Origin of the sequence: Streptomyces sp. TS71-3, assembly GCF_018327685.1 — a bacterium.
Classification (GTDB): Bacteria; Actinomycetota; Actinomycetes; order Streptomycetales; family Streptomycetaceae; genus Streptomyces.
Window position 1 is genome coordinate 4317654 of sequence record NZ_BNEL01000001.1, and the last position, 19888, is coordinate 4337541.

16 protein-coding genes are annotated in these 19888 nt (G+C 72.4%); 9 read left to right on the forward strand and 7 right to left on the reverse strand.

Features of this window, described 5'->3' with window-relative positions:
• Positions 1-42: 42 nt before the first annotated feature.
• Entirely contained in the window at positions 43-969 is a 927-nt protein-coding gene (locus Sm713_RS17460) for an aminoglycoside phosphotransferase family protein (protein ID WP_212910524.1), read from the reverse strand.
• Positions 970-1246: 277 nt separating this feature from the next.
• Between Sm713_RS17460 and Sm713_RS17465 the strand changes: the two genes are divergently transcribed.
• The 5 genes from Sm713_RS17465 (at position 1247) to Sm713_RS17485 (ending at position 5979) form a co-directional block, all read left to right on the forward strand.
• The gene (locus tag Sm713_RS17465; RefSeq protein ID WP_212910525.1) at positions 1247-2371 is read left to right on the forward strand and encodes a DUF1996 domain-containing protein; all 1125 of its coding nucleotides are present in this window, start codon (positions 1247-1249) and stop codon (positions 2369-2371) included.
• 217 nt (positions 2372-2588) lie between these two features.
• Positions 2589-4346, forward strand: a complete 1758-nt coding sequence (locus Sm713_RS17470) for a discoidin domain-containing protein (RefSeq protein ID WP_212910526.1) — start codon at positions 2589-2591, stop codon at positions 4344-4346.
• 417 nt (positions 4347-4763) lie between these two features.
• Complete coding sequence (locus tag Sm713_RS17475) at positions 4764-4991, forward strand: DUF6186 family protein (RefSeq protein ID WP_212910527.1); 228 nt, start codon at positions 4764-4766, stop codon at positions 4989-4991.
• A gap of 40 nt (positions 4992-5031) precedes the next feature.
• Positions 5032-5415, forward strand: coding sequence for a DUF6256 family protein (locus Sm713_RS17480; RefSeq protein WP_212910528.1), 384 nt, complete (start codon positions 5032-5034; stop codon positions 5413-5415).
• 213 nt (positions 5416-5628) lie between these two features.
• On the forward strand, positions 5629-5979 hold the full coding sequence (locus tag Sm713_RS17485; protein WP_212910529.1) for a VOC family protein: 351 nt from the start codon (positions 5629-5631) through the stop codon (positions 5977-5979).
• 213 nt (positions 5980-6192) lie between these two features.
• On the opposite strand, the gene Sm713_RS17490 is transcribed toward Sm713_RS17485, so the two are convergent.
• The 3 genes from Sm713_RS17490 to Sm713_RS17500 all read right to left on the reverse strand — a co-directional run bounded on the left by Sm713_RS17490 (position 6193) and on the right by Sm713_RS17500 (position 12584).
• Positions 6193-8826, reverse strand: coding sequence for a glycoside hydrolase family 3 C-terminal domain-containing protein (locus Sm713_RS17490; protein WP_212910530.1), 2634 nt, complete (start codon positions 8824-8826; stop codon positions 6193-6195).
• 388 nt (positions 8827-9214) lie between these two features.
• Positions 9215-11758, reverse strand: a complete 2544-nt coding sequence (locus Sm713_RS17495) for an ATP-binding protein (protein WP_212910531.1) — start codon at positions 11756-11758, stop codon at positions 9215-9217.
• Between the two features lie 139 nt (positions 11759-11897).
• Positions 11898-12584, reverse strand: a complete 687-nt coding sequence (locus tag Sm713_RS17500) for a response regulator (RefSeq protein WP_212912074.1) — start codon at positions 12582-12584, stop codon at positions 11898-11900.
• Positions 12585-13051: 467 nt separating this feature from the next.
• Between Sm713_RS17500 and Sm713_RS17505 the strand changes: the two genes are divergently transcribed.
• Positions 13052-13486 (forward strand): NUDIX domain-containing protein, encoded by a 435-nt coding sequence (locus Sm713_RS17505; RefSeq protein ID WP_212910532.1) that lies wholly within the window; start codon positions 13052-13054, stop codon positions 13484-13486.
• Between the two features lie 100 nt (positions 13487-13586).
• Positions 13587-14138 carry a GNAT family N-acetyltransferase gene (locus tag Sm713_RS17510; protein ID WP_212910533.1) on the forward strand — a complete coding sequence of 184 codons (552 nt, stop codon included), beginning with the start codon at positions 13587-13589 and terminating at the stop codon, positions 14136-14138.
• Between the two features lie 205 nt (positions 14139-14343).
• Here the strand turns inward: Sm713_RS17510 and Sm713_RS17515 are convergent, their stop codons facing one another.
• The 3 genes from Sm713_RS17515 to Sm713_RS17525 all read right to left on the reverse strand — a co-directional run bounded on the left by Sm713_RS17515 (position 14344) and on the right by Sm713_RS17525 (position 17024).
• Positions 14344-14892 (reverse strand): DoxX family protein, encoded by a 549-nt coding sequence (locus Sm713_RS17515; protein ID WP_212910534.1) that lies wholly within the window; start codon positions 14890-14892, stop codon positions 14344-14346.
• Positions 14893-15041: 149 nt separating this feature from the next.
• Positions 15042-15806, reverse strand: a complete 765-nt coding sequence (locus Sm713_RS17520) for an SDR family oxidoreductase (protein WP_212910535.1) — start codon at positions 15804-15806, stop codon at positions 15042-15044.
• Between the two features lie 219 nt (positions 15807-16025).
• The gene (locus Sm713_RS17525; RefSeq protein WP_249416345.1) at positions 16026-17024 is read right to left on the reverse strand and encodes a Gfo/Idh/MocA family protein; all 999 of its coding nucleotides are present in this window, start codon (positions 17022-17024) and stop codon (positions 16026-16028) included.
• A gap of 192 nt (positions 17025-17216) precedes the next feature.
• On the opposite strand from Sm713_RS17525, the gene Sm713_RS17530 reads away from it, so the two are divergent.
• Positions 17217-18728 (forward strand): multidrug effflux MFS transporter, encoded by a 1512-nt coding sequence (locus tag Sm713_RS17530; RefSeq protein WP_212910537.1) that lies wholly within the window; start codon positions 17217-17219, stop codon positions 18726-18728.
• 65 nt (positions 18729-18793) lie between these two features.
• Entirely contained in the window at positions 18794-19855 is a 1062-nt protein-coding gene (locus Sm713_RS17535) for a serine hydrolase (protein WP_212910538.1), read from the forward strand.
• Positions 19856-19888: the final 33 nt, after the last annotated feature.

The following is a 19888-nucleotide window of genomic DNA, read 5'->3' on the forward strand; positions in this document are numbered from 1 at the left end:
TCCTGAAAAATGGTCTGTCTCGACCCGAGACGGGAGCGGGACCTATGCAGGAGAGGGCCAGTGCACGAGGGATGTCAGAACACGGTCGAGCGCCGCCCGGCCCGCGGGTCCCCACGTCGGCTTGCCGCCAGGCAGGCCCCGGTCCCCGCTCTGGCCCATGAGGATGAGGAAGAGGCTCTTCAGAGCTGCCAACCCTCGGGCGCGCCGGACCGTCGCCTCGTCCGCACGCGCGTAGGCCTCGAAGAACCGTGAGTCCGCGCCCGCGGGAAGCAGCACCCACGCGGCCGCGAGGTCCCATGCCGGATCGCCGGCGAACATGGCATCGAAATCAACCACGCCCGAGAGCGTCCCGTCCGAGACGACGACATTCGCGGGGTGGAGGTCACCGTGCAGCCATACCGGCGGGCCCTCCCAGTCGGGGGCCGCGACAGCATCGTCCCAGACGTTCCAGACGGCCCGGACGTCGGCGGCAAGACCGCCCGGGGCGATGGCTTGCAAGGACTTCTCGAAGCCGCCCGTGCACTTCTTGGGGTGACCGCCGCGGTCCGAACTGGCCGGCGCCTCAGCGGGCGCCTCCACGTGGAGCGCCCTGAGGAAGCCCGCCAGAGTGTCGGCCGCGTGGTCGCCCCGGCTGATCGAGGTGTAGTCCAGCGGCTCGCCGTGAACCCAGGTCATAACGCTCCATGGCCCCGGAAAGCGCGCTGACGGTTCGCCGATCCGCACGGGCGTCGGAATCGGGAGCGGAAGACGCGGGGCCAGGACGGGCAGCCACCGGCACTCCTTGCGCAGGCCATCCGGGGCACCTTCCGTGCGCGGCATGCGCACGGCCAACTCGTCCCCAAGGCGCCACATCTGGTTGCCCCAGCCGCCGGGTACCTCGCGGATGGGCAGCCCCGCAAGGTCCGGATGCTGGTCCTTGAGAAGAGCGTGCACCAGCTCTGCGGTGATCTCGATCTCGGGGTCGGTCATGCGAAGCCACGGTACGTGAGACAGGCGGAGTGGACACTCACTCTCCGCAATGCCCGCCGCCCCGTTCCGGCAGCGGGCCCCTGCCCCGGCCGTCAGTCCCAGGCCGCTCCCGCCGCCCGCCCCCACCCCACGATCCGGCACGGATTCCTCACCCCGTGTATTGACATGCTCTTGCCCAGAGCGGAACACTCCAGAGCTAGATGGGAGAGCGCTCTCCCGGCCATTCCGCCGGACACGTTCCCCCGCTCACACCCCCTACAGCAGCAGGAGGCTCTCCATGCCCTGGAGGTCCAAAGCCCTCTCCGGACTGCTCCTGTCCACCGCGCTGGCCCTGACCACGGTCGGCATCGGCCAAGTGGCCGCGGCGGGCGGCACCACGGAGCGTCCGGCGGTCGTGAGTGCCGCGGCGGGCGCCGGACACGGCGCTCCGGACGCGCACGCCGCGGCCATGTCGCACTCCATGTCGTCGTCCCCGTCCGTCAAGGGATACGGCGACGACCCGGACGGCGACGGCTACATCATGGCCGACCCGCCGGTCACCGGCGTGGTGCCGTCCACCCAGGACCCGCCGCACCGGTACTTCCACGAGTTCCAGGCCAAGTGCGCGCCGAACCACTCGGCGCCTGACGACCCGATCGTCTTCCCCGCGCAGCCCGGCAAGTCCCACGACCACACGTTCATGGGCAACACCCTCACCAACGCCAACACCACGATGGGCTCGCTCGACCAGGGCGGGACCTCCTGCAACGCCGTCGGCGACAAGTCCGCCTACTGGATGCCCAGCCTGTACAACGGCGACCAGAAGATCATGCCGATCGGGCCGCAGACGATCTACTACAAGACGGGCGTGACCGACTACACGAGCGTGCGGCCCTTCCCCAAGGGGCTCAGGTTCGTGGTGGGCAACCCCATGCAGAGCAAGGACGAGTTCCAGCATCTCAAGGGGACCGTCGAGGGCTACGAGTGCGGGGAGAGCTACCACAACTGGGACTTCCCGGCGACCTGCCCGACGACCCAGTCCACCCAGCTCAACCTCCGGTTGCAGGCTCCGAGTTGCTGGGACGGCATCCACCTCGACACCCCCGACCACCAGAGCCACATGGCCTACCCGGTCGCCTCGGGCGCGAACCTGAACGCCTGCCCGGCCGACCACCCGGTCGCCCTGCCGATGATCGAGTTCAAGATGGCCTGGCCGGTCAACGGCGACATGTCGAAGGTGAGGCTGGCCAGCGGTGCCGGGTTCTCCTTCCACTACGACTTCATGAACGGCTGGGACGCGGCCACGCTCCAGGCCATGGTCACCCACTGCATCAACCACGGCCTCCAGTGCGACGACCGCGGTTACGACCAGAACAACCCGCAGGACGGGCCGGTCCTCAACGACGACTACGAACTGCCGTAGACCGTCCGGGACCGTCGTAGGTCCGTCGGGACCGCCGTACACCCGCCCTGCCGGGTCCGCCGCGGACCCGGGTTTCTTCGGCCGCGGACGGAGAGCGCTCTCCCTGCCTGACCTCCCCGCGCTCCTTCCGTCCGCGGCCGCCCCTCACAGCCACCCGCACACCCACACACCCACACACCCACACACCCGCACCCCCGCACCCAGAAGGAGCGCACCCATGCCCCATCCCCCCAGCCGGGCGCTGAAACGCGCCCTGGCGCCGCTCGGCGCGGCGGCGCTGCTCACCGGAACCCTGATCGGCCTTCAGACGCCGGCCGCCGAGGCCGCGGGAAGCGTCGTCAAGGTCACCGGAGCGCAGGGCTCCTGGCAGCTCACCGTGAACGGCGCGCCGTACCAGATCAAGGGCCTGACCTGGGGGCCCGCGGTCGGGGACGCGACGAGGTACATGCCCGACCTGGCGTCGATGGGCGTCAACACCGTCCGCACCTGGGGCACCGACGCCACCAGCAAGCCGCTCTTCGACGCGGCGGCGGCCAACGGCGTCAAGGTGATCGCCGGCTTCTGGCTGCAACCGGGCGGCGGGCCGGGCTCCGGAGGCTGCGTCAACTACGTGACGGACACCGCCTACAAGAACCAGATGCTGGCGGAGTTCCCGAAGTGGGTCGACACCTACAAGGACAACCCCGGCGTGCTGATGTGGAACGTCGGCAACGAGTCCACCCTCGGCCTCCAGAACTGCTTCAGCGGCAGCGAGCTGGAGGCCCAGCGCAACGCCTACACCACCTTCGTCAACGACGTCGCCAAGAAGATCCACCAGATCGACCCCAACCACCCGGTGACCTCCACCGACGCCTGGACCGGGGCCTGGCCGTACTACAAGAGGAACGCGCCCGACCTCGACCTCTACGCGGTCAACGCCTACAACGCCGTCTGCACCATCAGGTCCGACTGGGAGCAGGGCGGCTACACCAAGCCGTACATCGTCACCGAGACCGGGCCCGCGGGCGAGTGGGAGGTTCCGGACGACGCCAACGGCGTGCCGGACGAGCCCACCGACGTGCAGAAGGCGGACGGCTACACCAAGGCGTGGGGCTGCATCACCGGGCACCAGGGCGTGGCGCTGGGCGCCACGATGTTCCACTACGGCGTCGAGAACGACTTCGGCGGCATCTGGTTCAACCTGCTGCCGGGCGGCCTGAAGCGGCTGTCGTACTACTCGGTCAAGAAGGCGTACGGCGGCGACACGTCCCGGGACAACACGCCGCCGGTGATCTCGTCGATGACGGTCGACCACGCCACCGACGGGGTGCCCGCCGGCGGGCAGGTGCACATCGCCACCAGGACCACCGACCCGAACGGCGACCCGATCACCTACCAGGTGCTGTTCAGCAGCAACTACATCGACCAGAACAAGGCGCTGGTGGCCGCGGACACCACCGTGAACGGCGACGGGTCGCTCACCGCGAGGGTGCCCGGCAAGGTCGGCGTCTACAAGGTGTACGTCCAGGCCACGGACGGCCACGGGAACGCGGGGATCGAGGCCAGGTCGCTGCGCGTGGTGCCGCCGCCCGTGAACGGCACCAACGTGGCGCAGGGCAGGCCGGCCACCGCGTCGTCGGCCCAGACCGACCCCACCGGCGGCTGCCCCTGCCCCGCCGGGAACGCCGTGGACGGCAACTCCGGCACCCGCTGGGCCAGCGACTGGAGCGACCCGCAGTGGGTTCAGGTGGACCTCGGCGCCTCGACGACGTTCAAGCACGTCCAGCTGTCCTGGGAGGCCGCGTACGCGAGGGCGTACCGGATCGAGACCTCGGGGGACGGGCAGAACTGGACCACGGTGAAGTCCGTCGACAACGGCGACGGCAGCATCGACGACTTCGACGTCTCGGGCACGGGCCGGTACGTGCGCCTCACGGGCACCCAGCGCGGCACCGGCTACGGCTACTCCCTCTACGAGTTCGGCGTGTACCGCTGACCACGCCCGACGGCACACCGGGCCACGGGCCCGCCTGACCACGGGTGGGACCTGGTCAGGCGGCGCTCATCGGTCCACGGGCCAGCACGGCCGCCCGCTCCTTCACCGGGGTGGGCGGCCGGAGCCGTTCGTACCGCCTGCCATGTCATGCCGGACTGGTGCTCCAGTTGCAGTTCGCTATTCCTGCTGGTCAGGAGCCTGTTGCTGAGCGTAGCGAGTTGGAGTGCCCAGCGGGAGCCGGTGACGCGGACCGGCCTCGCTACCGGCAGGCCGAGCTGATCTCGAAGCAGAGAAGTCCGTGACAGCACGCCAAGCTGCGTCGCTTCCCGCTCCGCTGGAGGGAGTGGCGGATGATCGGCGTATCTGCTCGCCGACGAAGTGCCGGGCAGCGCGCACATGTGAACGCGGGAGGTCGTGGTGACAGAGCATCCGGTGATCGGATATGCCGTCTGGGCAGTCCTATTCGGCGGCATCTTCGCGTGGGAAGGCATCAGCCTGGTACGCATCGGTGATAGCTTCCCCACCCTGAGCGAGGCCTTGGACGGCGTTATGCGCTATTCAGCGGGGCGGTGGACTCTCTTCGCGTTGTGGCTGTGGTTCGGCTGGCACACCTTCGTGCGCGGCTGGCAGTTCATGCTCAGGTGACCCTTGCGGTGGTCCGCAGCGGGGATGGGGTGATTCTTCGGTGCTGCCGGCATCGCTGAACATTGCGATCATGCTGGCCGGATACCTGCTGACGATGGGTTATCTAGCCCTTGGCCTGTGCATCCTGCGCAGGCATCGGTCCCGGTCCTGGCATCCGTCCAAGAGGCTCACGCCCGCCTCCATGAGGCGAGGGTGGCTCGGCCTGATTCGTCAGGTGGCGGGTACCGCGGTCGGCGGGTACGTGCTTCTCATGGTCGTGATGATCGGCTATTACGACGGCGTGGCAGGCGAGGGCGTCGAGTTCACCGTAAGTGCCTTCGAGGGTGCTGCGGCGCTGGTGGCGATCACCTTGCCGGTGTTCTTTCTCGTTTCGTGGGCGATGCCGGCCGTTCGGCGGCGGTGGGGCCGAAGGCCGCGACGGTGAGCGGGCCACGTAGTGAAGGCAGAGGCACCTCCCTGACCTCTTGCGGCTACCGTGCCGGATAGTGCGCCGTCTGATGGCCATCAGTGACGGCTTCGATGGCCGCCGGATGCCGACCTGGTGGCCCAGCCGGATGGTTTGACCGGCAACCGGTCCGCAACACTCTGCATGACGTGACATCGCCGCGTCGCCCCTGGGCGGACTTACCCTGGCCGCGTGATCAATGGTGGGCACGTCATCATCTACAGCCGTGATGCGGAAGCGGACCGGGCCTTCTTCAGGGATGTCCTGGAGTATCCGCATGTCGACGTGGGAGGCGGCTGGCTGATCTTCAGGCTTCCGCCGGCCGAGGTCGCCGTGCATCCCACGGAGGGCCCGGAGACGCAGGAGCTCTATCTGATGTGCGACGACGTCGACGCGACCGTGACGGACCTGGCTGCGAGGGGCGTCGAGTTCACGCAGCCGGTCACTGACGCGCGCTGGGGACGGCTGACCAGGTTCCGCCTGCCGGGTGGCGGCGAGGTGGGCCTGTACGAGCCCCGGCATGAGCGGGCCACCGACCTGTGAGGCACCCCGGCACCGGACCTCTCTGAACGGTAGGCCCGGTAGCCGATCCACCGTCTGCTGCCGGCAGGCTGACGCCATCGGCGCCTACGCCCACCGGCACGGCGCCCTCGCCGAACCGAACGCCGGCTTCGCCCGCGATTCGCCGATCCGCATCCGGACCGCATCCGTTCCGCATCCGGACCGCTTTCTCGGCCAAGGCTGCGTGACGAGCCGCTAGCGTACGACCAGCTCTCCCCTCAGCAGGATGTCCCCCGCCGACCGCCCCACCAGGACGGTGAACGTGCCCGGCTCCACCCGCCACCCCTGTTCCTCCTGCGACCAGTGCCGCAGCGCGCGGTGGGGCACCGGCACCTCCGCCGTCACCGCCTCGCCGGGTGCCGCGGTGACCTCCGTGAACCCGGCGAGCCAGCGCACCGGGCGCTCCACCGCGGAACCGTGCCTGGCCAGGTACACCTGCACCACCTCGCGCCCGGCCCGCCGTCCGGTGTTGCGCACGCGGACCCGTACCCGGACCGGTACCCGTGCCTGCGTGCCGTCCGCCACCGGCCCGTCCGGCGTCACCAGCGCCTCGTACGCCCAGGTGGTGTAGCCGAGGCCGTGCCCGAACCAGTAGGCCGGGGCGGCTTTCGAGCGGAGCCAGGCGCGGTGGCCGATGTGCAGGCCCTCGGTGTAGGCGAGGACGCCGCCGGGGGAGGGGCGGGTGCCGTGCACGGGGACGTCGGCCAGGGCGGTGCCCCAGGTGGTGGGGAGCCGGCCGCCTGGCTCCACCCGGCCGAACAGCACGTCCGCGAGCGCGTGCCCGCCCTCGCCGCCGGGGAACCAGGTGAGCATCAGCGCGGGGGCCGCGGCGTGCCAGGGCAGGGCGAGCGGGCCACCGGAGTTGACGCAGACCACGGTGCGCGGCTGGGCTTCCAGCACCGCGCGGACCAGCTCGTCCTGGCGGCCGGGCAGGTCGAGCCCGGTGCGGTCGCGGCCCTCCGCCTCGCTCTCCTCGGTGGTGCCGACGACCAGCACGGCGGCGTCGGCGCGCCGCGCGGCACAGACCGCGGCGTCCAGGGCCGCCGTGTCGTCCGCCGGGGGCGGCGCGGCGGACAGGACCGTGGCCCGCCCGGTGTCCTCGGCCAACTCGCGGCGGGCGACGACGGTGACCGGGCGGCCCGCCGCCAGGGCGATCCGGCCCTGCTGCCTGGGCGGGCGGACGTGCACCTGTGACGGGTCGTCGGTCTCCCGGGGGAAGTCGCCGTCGACGAGGGGCACACCGTCCACGGTGAGCGTCATCCGCCCGAACCCGGCCACGCCGAACGTCCACTCGCCCGCCCGGAGAGGTGTGCAGCGGGCGGACAGTTCCACGGTGCGGGCGCCGGGCACCAGGTGGGGTTCCAGGATCCTCCCGGAGAGCCGGTGCTCGGAGAACAGCGCCCGGCCCGCGGCGTCCAGGACCCGCAGCCGCACGCCGGGCCCGCCGGTCAGCGGGTCGCGGGCGAGCGTGCCGTCCAGGGGAGCCGGGGGCGCGCCGAGTTCGGGTCCCGGGGCGTGCACGATGCACGTGGCGGCGGGCAGGGCCGAGCGGATGCCGTCCAGCGGGGCCACCACCCGGTCGGGGAACACCTCCGCGCTGCCGCCGCCCTGGGCGCGCGGGCTCGCCGCGTGCCGCCCGATGACGGCGAGCGCCCGGATGCCGGCGGGATCGAGCGGGAGCAGGCCGGTGTTGCGCAGCAGCACGGTGCCGGCGCTCGCGGCACGCCGCAGCAGCGCGCGGACCGGGGCGTGCGCCCCGGGGGTGGCCGGGCGAGCGGGAGCCTCCGGTGCCGGGGGTTCCGGAGCCGGGGCTTCCGGTGCGGCTTCCGGTGCCGCGGCGTCGGGCGTGGTTGCGGTTGCGGTCGGTGCTGTGGTCGCGGGGTTCGGCGCTACCACGGGCCTGGTGACCGGTGCCGTGCCGGCCGCCATGTGTGCGGCTTCCCCTCCGGTGGGTCGGAGCGCCCCGAGGGCGCCCACCCGGCGGGCGAGCCGGAGCAGGCGCCGGACCTTCTCGTCGACCGCTTCCTCGGGCACCCGCCCGTCCCTGACCGCGGTGGCCAGCGCGTCGCCCCAGGGGCCTTCGGGGCCCGGCATGGCGAGGTCGAGAGCGGCGGCGGCCGGGCCGGCGGTGCTGCGCACGGCGCCCCAGTCGGAGACGGCGACACCGTCGAAGCCCCACTCCTGTTTGAGCGGGTCGGCGAGCAGCGGACTGGCCGACATCGTGGTGCCGTTCACCCGGTTGTAGGCGGACATCACCAGCCAGACGCCGGCCTCCACCGCGGCCTCGAACGGTGCCAGGTACACCTCCCGGAGCACGCGTTCCGGGACCCGTACGTCGACGGTGAGCCGGTCCGCCTCGGAGTCGTTGGCCACGAAGTGCTTCGCCGTGGCGGCCACTCCCGCGTCCTGGAGGCCGCGGACCAGTGCCGCCCCGATCGCGCCCGTCAGCAGCGGGTCCTCGGAGAAGCACTCGAAGTGCCGGCCGCCCAGCGGGGAGCGGTGCAGGTTGAGTGTCGGGGCGAGTACGGCGTCGACGCCCTTGCGGCGGGCCTCGGCGGCCAGCAGGGCGCCCAGTTCGGTGGCGAGTGGGGGGTGCCAGGTTGCGGCGAGGGCGGTGGGGGAGGGGAGGAGGACGGAGGTGCGGCGCTCGTCCCACTCCTCGCCGCGGACTCCGGCGGGGCCGTCCGAGAAGGTCATCTCGGCCAGGCCGATGGACGGTTCCGGGGCGGTGCGCCACGTTGTCGCGCCGGTGAGGAGCGCGACCTTCTGCGTCAGGTCGAGCTTCTCCAGTAGCCGCTCCAGCAGCTGCTCCGGCTCTGCGTCCGTCATCCGGCCTCCTGCCGTCCTGGGGGAGCTGCTGTGGTTGGGGAGCTGCTGTGGCTGGAGAGCGCTCTCCAAGCCTCCAGGATTCGCCGTGGGTGAGGGTGTGTCAACCGGGGGTTCGTATGGTTCTCTGCGCCATGGGGGTTCGCCCGGTGGGGCCGTGCAGGTGCGTCCTGGTTGCTCGCGCCCGCGCGGCGGAGCCGGGGATCGATACGGCCCCGCGCCCCTTCAGGCGCGCCTGCGGCGCGTTCCGCTACGGGGGAGCCCGCTGCGGTTTCAGTCGCGGCTCTCCGCCCGTAGTGGTTGCTCGCGCAGTTCCCCGCGCCCCTTCAGGGCGCGCCTGCGGCGCGTTCCCTCACAGGGGAGCCCGCACCGCAGGCGACCGCCGCCATGCTCAGCTCACCGCCGACTCCCGAAGTGGTGCCCGTTTCTGCGGGGTGTCCGTCGTGGAGGGGAGGGTGAGGACCATCGTGAGGCCGCCGCCGGGGGTGTCCTCGGCGGTGAGCGTGCCGGCGTTGGCCTCCGTGAAGCCGCGGGCCACCGCGAGGCCGAGGCCCACGCCCTCGCCGCGGGGGGCGTCGCCGTGCCGCTGGAACGGCTCGAAGATGCGGTCCTTGGCGTCATCGGGCACACCGGGGCCGCGGTCGACCACCCGCAGCTCGACCCGGTCGCCGAGCGCGCTGGCCGAGACGTGCACGGGACGGTCCGGCGGGCTGTACTTGACCGCGTTCTCCACGACGTTGGCGACCGCGCGCTCCAGCAGGCCCCGGTCCACGGACACCATCGGCAGGATCTCGGGGATGTCGAGCCGGACGCTGCCGGGCGGCACCCCTCCCAGCGCCATCGGGACCACCTCGTCGAGCCCCGCCGAGCCGATCAGCGGCGTGACGGTGCCGGTCTGCAGGCGGGACATGTCGAGGAGGTTGCCCACGAGGTGGTCGAGCCGGTCCGCGCCGTCCTCGATCCCGGCGAGCAGTTCGGCACGGTCGCGGGGCGACCACTCGACGTCCCCGGAGCGCAGGGAGGTCACCGACGCCTTGATGCCGGCGAGCGGGGTGCGCAGGTCGTGGCTGACGGCGGCGAGCAGGGCGGTGCGGATGCGGTTGCCCTCGGCGAGGGTGCGGGCCTGCGCGGCCTCGCCGGCCAGCCGCTGGCGGTCCAGCACGACGGCGGCCTGGGCGGCGAACGCGGCGAGCACGCGGCGGTCCTCGGCGGGCAGCACCCGGCCGGAGAGCGCGAGTGCCAGGTGCTCCCCCACGGGCAGGTCCACGTCCGCGTCCTCGGGGCGCCCCACGGGGCCGGTGCCGACCGAGGACACCGCCGACCACGCCGCCTTCTCGCCGGCCCGCTCCAGCAGCGTCACGCCGTCCATGGCGAACGTCTCCCGCAGCCGCTCCATCAGCGCGTGGAGCGAGTCCTCGCCGCGCAGCACGTTCCCGGCCAGGGAGGACAGCACCTGCGACTCGGCGCGCAGTCTCGCCGCCTGCTGGGTCCGCCGGGCCGCCAGGTCCACCACCGAGGCCACGGACACCCCCACCCCGACGAAGATCGCGATGGCGACGATGTTCTTGGGATCCGCCACCGTCAGCTGGTGCAGCGGCGGTGTGAACCAGTAGTTCAGCAGCAGCGAGCCGAACGCCGCCGACGCCAGTGCGGGCAGCAGCCCGCCGAGCAGGGCGGCGGCGACGGTGCAGGTGAGGAAGAGCAGCATGTCGTTGGCGAGCCCGAGGCCGGGCGCCCCGTCCCGCAGCACAAGGGTGAGCAGCACGGGCATCGCGACACCGGCCACCCACCCCCAGATGGTGCGGGAGCGGCCGAGCCGCGTCCCGCGCGGCACCGGCAGCCCCCGGCCCTTGGCCGCCTCCGCGTGGGTGACCATGTGCACGTCCAGGTCGGGTCCGCACTCCCGCGCGACGGTGGCGCTGGCGCCGGGGCCCAGCAGGTGGTGCCAGGGCTTGCGCCTGCTGACGCCGAGGACGATCTGGGTGGCGTTGTGTCCGCGGGCGAAGGCGAGGAGGGCTTCGGGCACGTCCTCGCCGATCACATGATGGAACGTGCCCCCCAGCTCCTCCACCAGCGCCCGCTGCACCACCAGCTCCTTCGGCGAAGCAGCCGTCAACCCGTCACTGTGCGAGACGTGCACCGCCAGGACCTCCCCACCGGCCCCCTTCTCCGCCAGCCGCACCGCACGCCGGATCAACGTCCGCCCCTCGGGACCACCCGTCAGACCCACCACGATCCGCTCACGCGCCCCCCACGTCGAACGGATGCCATGCTCCCCGCGATACCGCTGGAGACACTCATCCACCCGATCCGCCACCCACAACAACGCCAACTCACGCAACGCCGTCAGATTCCCCGGCCGAAAATAATGCGACAACGCCGCATCCACACGATCAGGCCGGTAGATGTTGCCGTGCGCCATACGCCGCCGCAGCGCCTGCGGATCCATATCCACCAACTCGATCTGATCCGCCCGCCGCACCACCTCATCAGGCACCGTCTCCAACTGACGCACCCCCGTGATCGACTCCACCACATCACCCAGCGACTCCAGATGCTGGATATTCACCGTGGAGATCACATCCACCCCCGCCCCCAGCAACACCTCCACGTCCTGCCACCGCTTGGCACGAGCAGAGCCCGGCACATTGCCGTGCGCCAACTCATCCACCAACACCACGGCCGGATCCCGCGCCAGCACCGCATCCACATCCAACTCCGCGAACGAGCAGTCCCGGTAGGCCACCTCCCGACGCGGCACCGCCTCCAGGCCCTGCACCATCACCTCGGTACGCGGCCGCCCATGGTGCTCCACCACCCCCACCACCACATCCGTGCCACGCTCCAGCCGACGGTGCGCCTCCGCCAACATCGCGTACGTCTTCCCCACACCCGGCGCCGCACCGAGATAGATCCGAAGCCTGCCGCGTCCCATGGGTGCCGCCTTTCCGTTCCCCCTGTCAGAAGCCAGTCAGAGGCCAGTCAGAAGCCAGTCAGAGGCCAGTTTCGAAGCCCGCCAGACGCCCGCCAGAAGCCCGTGAGAGCCCACTCGGGGGCGCGCCCCCTCCGGCCCGTCAGGGCTCGAAGCGGTACCCCATGCCCGGCTCGGTGATCAGGTACCGGGGGCGTGCGGGGTCGCGCTCCAGCTTGCGTCGCAGCTGGGCCATGTAGACCCGCAGGTAGTTGCTGTGCGCGGCGTAGGTGGGCCCCCACACCTCCTGGAGCAGCCGGCGCTGGGTGACCAGCCGTCCGGGGTTGTCGACGAGGATCTCCAGCAGGTGCCACTCGGTGGGGGTGAGCCGCACGGTGCGGCCCCCGCGGTGCACCTTCTTCGCCGCCAGGTCGATCGTGAACTCGTCGGTGGTCACCGTGACCGCCTCGTCGCTCTCGGCCGGGGACTGGCGCCGCCGGGTGGCGGCGCGGAGCCTGGCCAGCAGCTCGTCCATGCTGAACGGCTTGGTGACGTAGTCGTCGGCGCCCGCGTCCAGGGCGCGCACCTTGTCCTCCGAGGTGTGCCGCGCGGAGAGCACCAGGATCGGCACCTGGCTCGGCGAGCGCCGCAGGCCCCTGATCACGTCGACGCCGTCCATGTCCGGCAGTCCCAGGTCGAGGACGATCACGTCGGGCTCGTGGGCCGCGGCCAGCCGCAGCGCGGTGCGCCCGTCGCGGGCCTCCTGGACCTCGAAGGTGCGCACCTGGAGATTGATCCGCAGCGCGCGCACGAGCTGCGGGTCGTCCTCCACCACCAGTACCCGGGGCATCGGTGTGCCGCCTTTCCTGCCGTGGGCGTGCAGACCCGCACTGCTCGTGCCGCGCGGGTACGGGATCGCGCCGCCCTGCGGCCGGGGGCGCCCGTACAGGACGGGGCCGCCGCCGGGCGGGGCGTGGTGGCCGGGAGCGGACCCGGGGCGCGCCGGAGCCGGGTTCGCCGGCGACGGACGCGGGCCGGGCGCCGGGGTGGTGCGGTCGGGCATGCGATCAGCCCTTCGCCGGGTCGCGGGAGTGGGGGAAGAGAGGGTGATATCAGGCCGTCTGGCCCAGAAGAGCAAACATCGCCGCCTCTGCCTGGTTAAGGGCTCTTGATGCGTCCTATACGGGGGTGGTCCGACTCTTGACGCTCGCCTGACGCAGGTGTGGGTCAGGTCACAGGGCGGTGTCCTCGGAGGCGTCGAGAGGCACGGGGCGGTGGCCGTTAGGGTCGTACGGCACGCAATCGCCGGAGGGATATGTGGCGCCGCACACCGTCATCGATGTCATGATCATTCTGGAGCGCAGCGACGGCAGCATCCTGCTCGCCGAGCGCTCCGGCACAGGATTCGGGGACGGCATGCTGAACCTCCCCAGCGGCAAGGTCGAGCCCGGGGAGAGCGTCCTTGAGGCCGCCGTCCGCGAGGCCCGCGAGGAGACGGGGATCCGCATCGACGAGCCGGCCCTGCGCCTCGTCCATGTGATGCAGCACCGCAACACCGCCGACGACGTCCGCGTCGGCTGGTTCTTCGCCACGTCCCAGTGGCTCGGCGAGCCCGTCAACGCCGAGCCCCACAAGTGCGCCGGCCTCGCCTGGCACCGTGCGGACCAGCTCCCCGCCCACACGATGCCGTACAACGCCCTCGGTATCGCCCACTATCTCAAGGGCGAGCCGTTCTCCGTGCACGGCTGGTAGACGGTCCCCCGAACTGCTGACGGGCCGTCAAGGACCCGGCGGGGGACGGTGGCCGCAGGACATTAGGATCGTCGCATCGGCTAGGCGGAGGGTGTCGGCGATGCACATGATCGAGGGGCTTGGCGTACGGTTGCGCCCGGCCAGGGCGGGGGACCGGGAGCGCTTCCTGGAGATCCTGGGCTGCCCGGAGGTCGCCCGCTGGTGGGGCGATCCCGAGGAGGAGGCCGACGAGGCCTGCGCGCCCCCCGCCGGCGTGCGCAGCTACGCCATCGAGCAGCGCCCCGAGAACGGCGCGTCCGAGAACGGCACGGAATCGCCCGTCGTCGGCATCGTGCAGGCATGGGAGGAGACCACCCGGGACTTCCGGCACGCCGGCCTGGACATCGCCGTCCACCCCGACTGGCACCGCAAGGGCATCGGCAGCGCCGCCCTCTACGTCCTCGCCCACTACCTCTTCGAGGTGGACGGCCACCACCGCCTGACGATCGACCCCGCGACGGACAACGAACCCGCCATCAGCCTCTACCAGAAGCTCGGATTCCGCCCGGTGGGCGTGATGCGCGAGTACGAGCGCAGGGACGACGGGACGGTGCGCGACGGCCTGCTGATGGACATGCTCGCCGGCGAGCTGGTGGAGCCGGGGCAGGCCTGATCCTCCCGGGCGCCCGCGTCACGGCGCGCTTGCGTCGCGGCGGGCTCCTGTCCGGGATGTACCCCCGTCCGGGATGTACCCCCGTCCGGGATGTGCCTCCGTCCGAGGCGAGGCGCTCCCCGGTCCGCCCGGGACATCGGACAAGGCGTTGCTCGGGACGCCGGGACGCCGGGACGCGCCCGATCCCGCGTCCCGGGGAAGCCGCTCACTCGCCGTCGCCGGAGTCCCCCGCGCTCTCCTCCGCCTGGGCCGCCGCCAGCCGCCGCTGGCGCGCGCCCACCACCACGGCCGCCGCGGCCGAGACGACGCCGAGGGCGGCGGGGACCATCCAGTCGCGGTTGAGGGTGTGGCCGATGACGTGGTCCAGGGAGAGCCGGCCGGGTCCCATCACCGCCAGACTCGTGGTGATCAGGCCCATGACGGCCGGGAGCTCCAGACCCCCGGACGTGTTGAAGAAGCCGTTGGGCGCGTGGACCGCGGCCGCGCCGGCCATGCCGCCCGCCGCCGCCGCACCCGCGGCCGGGGTGGCGAGCCCCATCGCCAGCAGCGCCCCGCCGCCGGTCTCCGCGACGCCCGACGCCAGCGCGCTGACCGTGCCCGGCTTGTACTGGATCGATTCCATGAACTGCGCCGTGCCCTCGACACCCCCGCCGCCGAACCAGCCGAAGAGCTTCTGCGTGCCGTGGGACATCAGCACGGCACCGGTCCCGAGGCGCAGCATCAGCAGTCCCACGTCACGTCTGTCGACACACATCGCTCGCGGTACCTCCTCCTGACGGCGCACGCGGCACCGCCATGCGCCGGGTGCCTCTGGTGCATGCGCCTCAACCGTCGCACGGTCCCGGCCCCCGCACCGTGCCGTCTCGGCCGTACGGGTGGCGGGCGCGGCGGGCGGCGCGGGCGTCAGCCCCGGCCCACGTACGGCATGGCCGTCGCCAGCACCGTCGCGAACTGCACGTTGGCCTCCAGGGGCAGTTCCGCCATGTGCCGGACGGTGCGGGCCACGTCGCGGACGTCCATCACCGGCTCGGCGGCCACCTGCCCGTTCGCCTGGGGCACCCCCCGCTGCATCCGCTCGGTCATCTCGGTCGCGGCGTTTCCGATGTCTATCTGGCCGCACGCGATCCGGTACGGGCGGCCGTCCAGGGAGAGCGACTTGGTGAGCCCCGTCAGCGCGTGCTTGGTCGCCGTGTAGGCGATCGACCGCGGGCGGGGAGCGTGCGCGGAGACGGAACCGTTGTTGATGATCCGGCCGCCCTGCGGGTCCTGCTCCTTCATCTGCCGGAACGCCGCCTGGGCGCAGAGGAACGCGCCGTTCAGGTTGGTGTCGACGACGTGCCGCCAGGCGTCGTAGGACAGCTCCTCGGTGGCGACGCCGGCCGGGCCGAAGGTGCCCGCGTTGTTGAAGAGCAGGTCGAGCCGGCCGAACCCGTCCCGCGCCGCGGCGAACAGCGCGTCCACCTCGGCGGGGCGTGTCACGTCCGTGCGGACGCACAGCACGGCCGGAGCGTTCCCACCGGCCAGCGCCGCCGTCTCCTCCAGGGCCTCGGGCCGCCGCCCGGCCAGCGCCACCGACCAGCCACCGGCCAGCAACTCCAGGGCGACCGCGCGCCCGATCCCGGAACCGGCGCCTGTGATCACCGCGGTCCTGCTCGGCCTCTCGTCCATGGGAACGGAGAGTACGTGGTGTCCCGTTGGGGGCCACCCAGAAGGGGCGCGGGGATGGGGGTACCTCCCACGCCTTCAAGGCAGTGGGGGAGCGAGAAGCCCCACTCACCGATGGTCCAGGCGCGACGGGAACCACCCACTTCAGGTGGTGGCGACCCGCAGGGCCGCGTTAGCGGCACCCGCACAAGCCCCCAACAGACGTGCCGGCCGACCCGCGCGTCAGCGCGCCGCCTCGCCCGGGTAGACGACCCCGATCCGCTCCCGTATCGCGTCGAGCGTGCGCATCACCGCGAGGGAGCCCTCCAGCGGCACGAGCGGGGACTCGGTCTCGCCCGCCCGCAGGCAGCGCATCACCTCGGCCGCCTCGTGCCGGAACGTGGAGCGGTGGCCGTCCGCCGGGTCGAGGGTGTGCTCCTCGGGGTCGTGGCCGTCGCGGTAGAGCACGAACCGGTCGGGGTGGAAGAAGCCGTGCGGGATCTCGATGCGGCCCCGGTCGCCGGAGATCACGGCGCTCACCGGGCTGCTCGCGTCGAGCGCGCAGTGCACCACGGCCTGGGCACCGCTCTCGTACCCGAGCACCGCCGTGGTCCGCAGGTCGACGCCCTCGTCCGAGAGCGTCGCGCTCGCCACCAGATCCGCGGGCTCACCCAGCAGCAGATGCGCGAACGACACCGGGTAGACGCCCAGGTCGAGGAGTGCCCCGCCGCCCAGCTCGGGGTTGCGCATCCGGTGCTCCGGCGCGAAGTCGCCGGTGATCCCGAAGTCGGCGTGCACCGCGTGGACCTCGCCGATCGCCCCGTCGTCGACGAGCAGTCTCGCCCGGCGGATCAGGGGGTTGAGGTACGTCCACATCCCCTCCATCAGGAAGGTGCGGTGCCGGCGGGCCAGCGCGACCAGCTCGGCCGCCTCCCGCTCGTTCATCGTGAGGGGTTTCTCACACAGGACCGCCCGGCCCGCCTCCAGGCAGAGCCCGGCGGCCGCCCGGTGCGCCGAGTGCGGGGTGGCGACGTAGACCACGTCCACCTCGTCGTCCTTGGCGAGCGACGCCCAGTCGCCGTACGCCTTCGGTATCCCGAACCGCTCGGCGAACTCCCGGGCAGGCCCCTCGCTGCGCGAGGCCACCGCCACCACGTCCGCGTCCGGCATCTCCACGAGGTCCTGGGCGAACTTCGCCGCGATCCCGCCGGTCGCCAGCACACCCCACCGCACCTGCTCCACAGCCGTGCCTCTCCCTCTGCGTGCCGCCGGAACCGTGCGGTCCGGTCGCCTGAGCCTACGACGGCCCCACCCGCACGGACCGTCCACCCCTCGCCCGGCCCACGAACGACGGCCTCCACCGCGAAGAACTCGTTCCCCGCCCGCATGCTCGAACTGAGAACATGGAGCCCTATTCGACGAAGGGGAGGACCCATGTCCGAGCGTGGCCGCACCACGCGGGACGACCACGGGCCGCAAGGCCACATACCCACCGCGCAGGACGCGCATCCGCGTCCGGCGCCCGCACCCCGGCAAGCCGCCCGAGGCGGCATCGCGCCCGCGGCACTGCGCCGCACCGGCCTGCTGGTCACCCTCATCCTCGGCGGGCTGACCGCCGTACCGGCGCTGTCCATGGACATGTACCTCCCGTCGCTCCCGGAGGTCACCGACTCGCTGCACGCGCCCGCCGCCACCGTGCAGCTCACGCTCACCACCTGCCTCGCCGGAATGGCCCTGGGCCAGCTCGTGGTGGGGCCGATGAGCGACAAGTGGGGCCGCAGGCGCCCCCTCCTGGTCGGCCTCCTCGTCTACATCCTCGCCACCGCCGCCTGCGCGTTCGCGCCCACCATCGAGCTGCTCGTCACCTTCCGGCTCGCCCAGGGCCTGGCGGGCGCCGCCGGCATCGTCATCGCACGCGCCGTGGTCCGCGACCTCTACGACGGGGTGGCCATGGCGCGGTTCTTCTCCACCCTGATGCTGATATCGGGGGTCGCGCCCATCGTCGCCCCGATCATCGGCGCCCAGGTGCTGCGGGTGACGGACTGGCGGGGCGTCTTCTACATCCTCACCGTGGTCGGCACCCTGCTCACCGCCGTCGTCTGGTTCAGGCTCCCGGAGACCCTCGACCCGGAACGGCGCCAGGGCGGCGGGGTCGGCGGGGCGCTGCGCACCATGCGGGGGCTCATCGCCGACCGGGTCTTCAGCGGCTACATGATCGCGGGCGGGTTCGCGTTCGCGGCGCTGTTCGCCTACATCAGCGCCTCGCCCTACGTGATCCAGGAGATCTACGGGGCCTCCGCGCAGACGTACTCACTCGTCTTCTGCCTCAACTCGATCGGGCTCGTCGCCATGGGGCAGCTCAACGGCAAGGTCCTCGTCGGCCGGGTCAGCCTGGACAAGGTGCTGGGCGTGGGGCTCACCCTGATCACGCTCGCGGCGGCGGCGCTGCTGCTGATGACCAGCGGCGTCCTCGGACCCGTCGGCCTGGTGCCGATCGCCGCCGCGCTCTTCGTGCTGATGTCCGCGATGGGCCTGGCCCTGCCGAACACCAACGCCCTCGCGCTGATGCGCACCCCGCACGCGGCGGGCTCCGCCTCCGCGCTGCTGGGCACCTCGCAGTTCCTCATCGGCGCGGTGGCCTCGCCGCTGGTCGGGGTGGCGGGCGAGCGCACCGCCGTGCCGATGGCCGTCGTCCAGGTGGCCGCCTCGCTGGTGGCCTTCGGCTGCTTCCTCGGCCTGTGCCGGCCCTGGCGGCACTTCGCGGCGGGCCGGGAACCCGCACAGGTGACCCGCCCGGTGCGCCGGTCCCTGTGGACGCGGCCGGTGGGCGCCCCGGAAGGGACGCCGTCCGCGCCCGCGGTGCACGAACCGCGGGCTGCCCGGCAGGTGGCGCGGGCGGCGGGTGAGGTCCCGTCGGTCGCCGGCCCCGGGGAGGTGGAGCGCTGAGCACGCCTCGGCTACGCCTGGCACCGCCCGAGCGCGCCGGGCTCGACCCCGGCGCGCTGCGCCGGATGGTGCACGGGGTACGCGACCTGCACACCGGGGACCGGCCCTGGTGTGCGGGCGCCGTGCTGCTGGCGGGACGCGGGCCGGTGATCGCGGTCGAGGAGGCGTTCGGCTGGGCCGAGCGGTACCGCGCCTACGACCCGCGGACGGACAGGGGCGTCGAGCTGCCTGCCGGCCGGTGGCGTCCGATGCGCACCGGCACTCCGTTCGACCTGGCCTCGCTCACCAAGCTGTTCACGACGGTCGCCGTGATGCAGCAGATCGAACGGGGCGCGCTCGGCGTCGACGCACGCGTCGGCACGTACCTGCCGGAGTTCCGGGCCGCCGCCGAACACCGCATCACCGTGCGGCAGCTGTTACTGCACACCTCCGGGCTGCCCCCGGAACTGCCGCTGTACGACCTGCCGGACGACACGGCCCGGCTCGCGGCCCTGCGCGCCCAGGAACCGGTGGCCGAGCCCGGCCGGTACCTCTACTCGGACGTCAACATGCTGCTGTTACAGCACGCTCTGGAGCGGGTCACCCGGCGCCCGCTGGACGTGCTGGTCCGGGAGGGCATCACCCGGCCGCTCGGCATGACGGCCACCGGGTTCGGGCCCTGCCCCGGCGCCGCGGCCACCGAGGACCAGCGGCGGCCGTGGGCCAAGGCGGACCGGGGGATGCTGAGCGGCGAGGTGCACGACGAGAACGCCTGGGCGCTCGGCGGGGTCGCCGGCCACGCCGGGCTGTTCTCGACGGGCCGCGACCTCGCGGTGTTCTGCCGCGCGATCCTCGCCGGGGGCGCCTACGGGACGGCGCGGATCCTCGCCCCCGACTCCGTCGACCTGATGCTGGCACCGCCCGGACTAGGGTTCCGCACCGACCAGCCCTGGTTCATGGGCGAGCTCTCCGGACGGGGCGCGGCGGGGCACACCGGGTTCACCGGCACGTCGCTGGTCCTGGACCGCGCCACCGACACCTTCGCCGTCCTGCTCGCCAACACCGTCCACCCGTGCCGCCGCCCACCCGACAGCGCCCCGCGCGCCACGGTCGGCACGTGGCTCGCGCGGGCGGTGGTCCCCGGCTGAGGGCGGCGGGAGGGGCGCTTTCGGGTGGGCGGC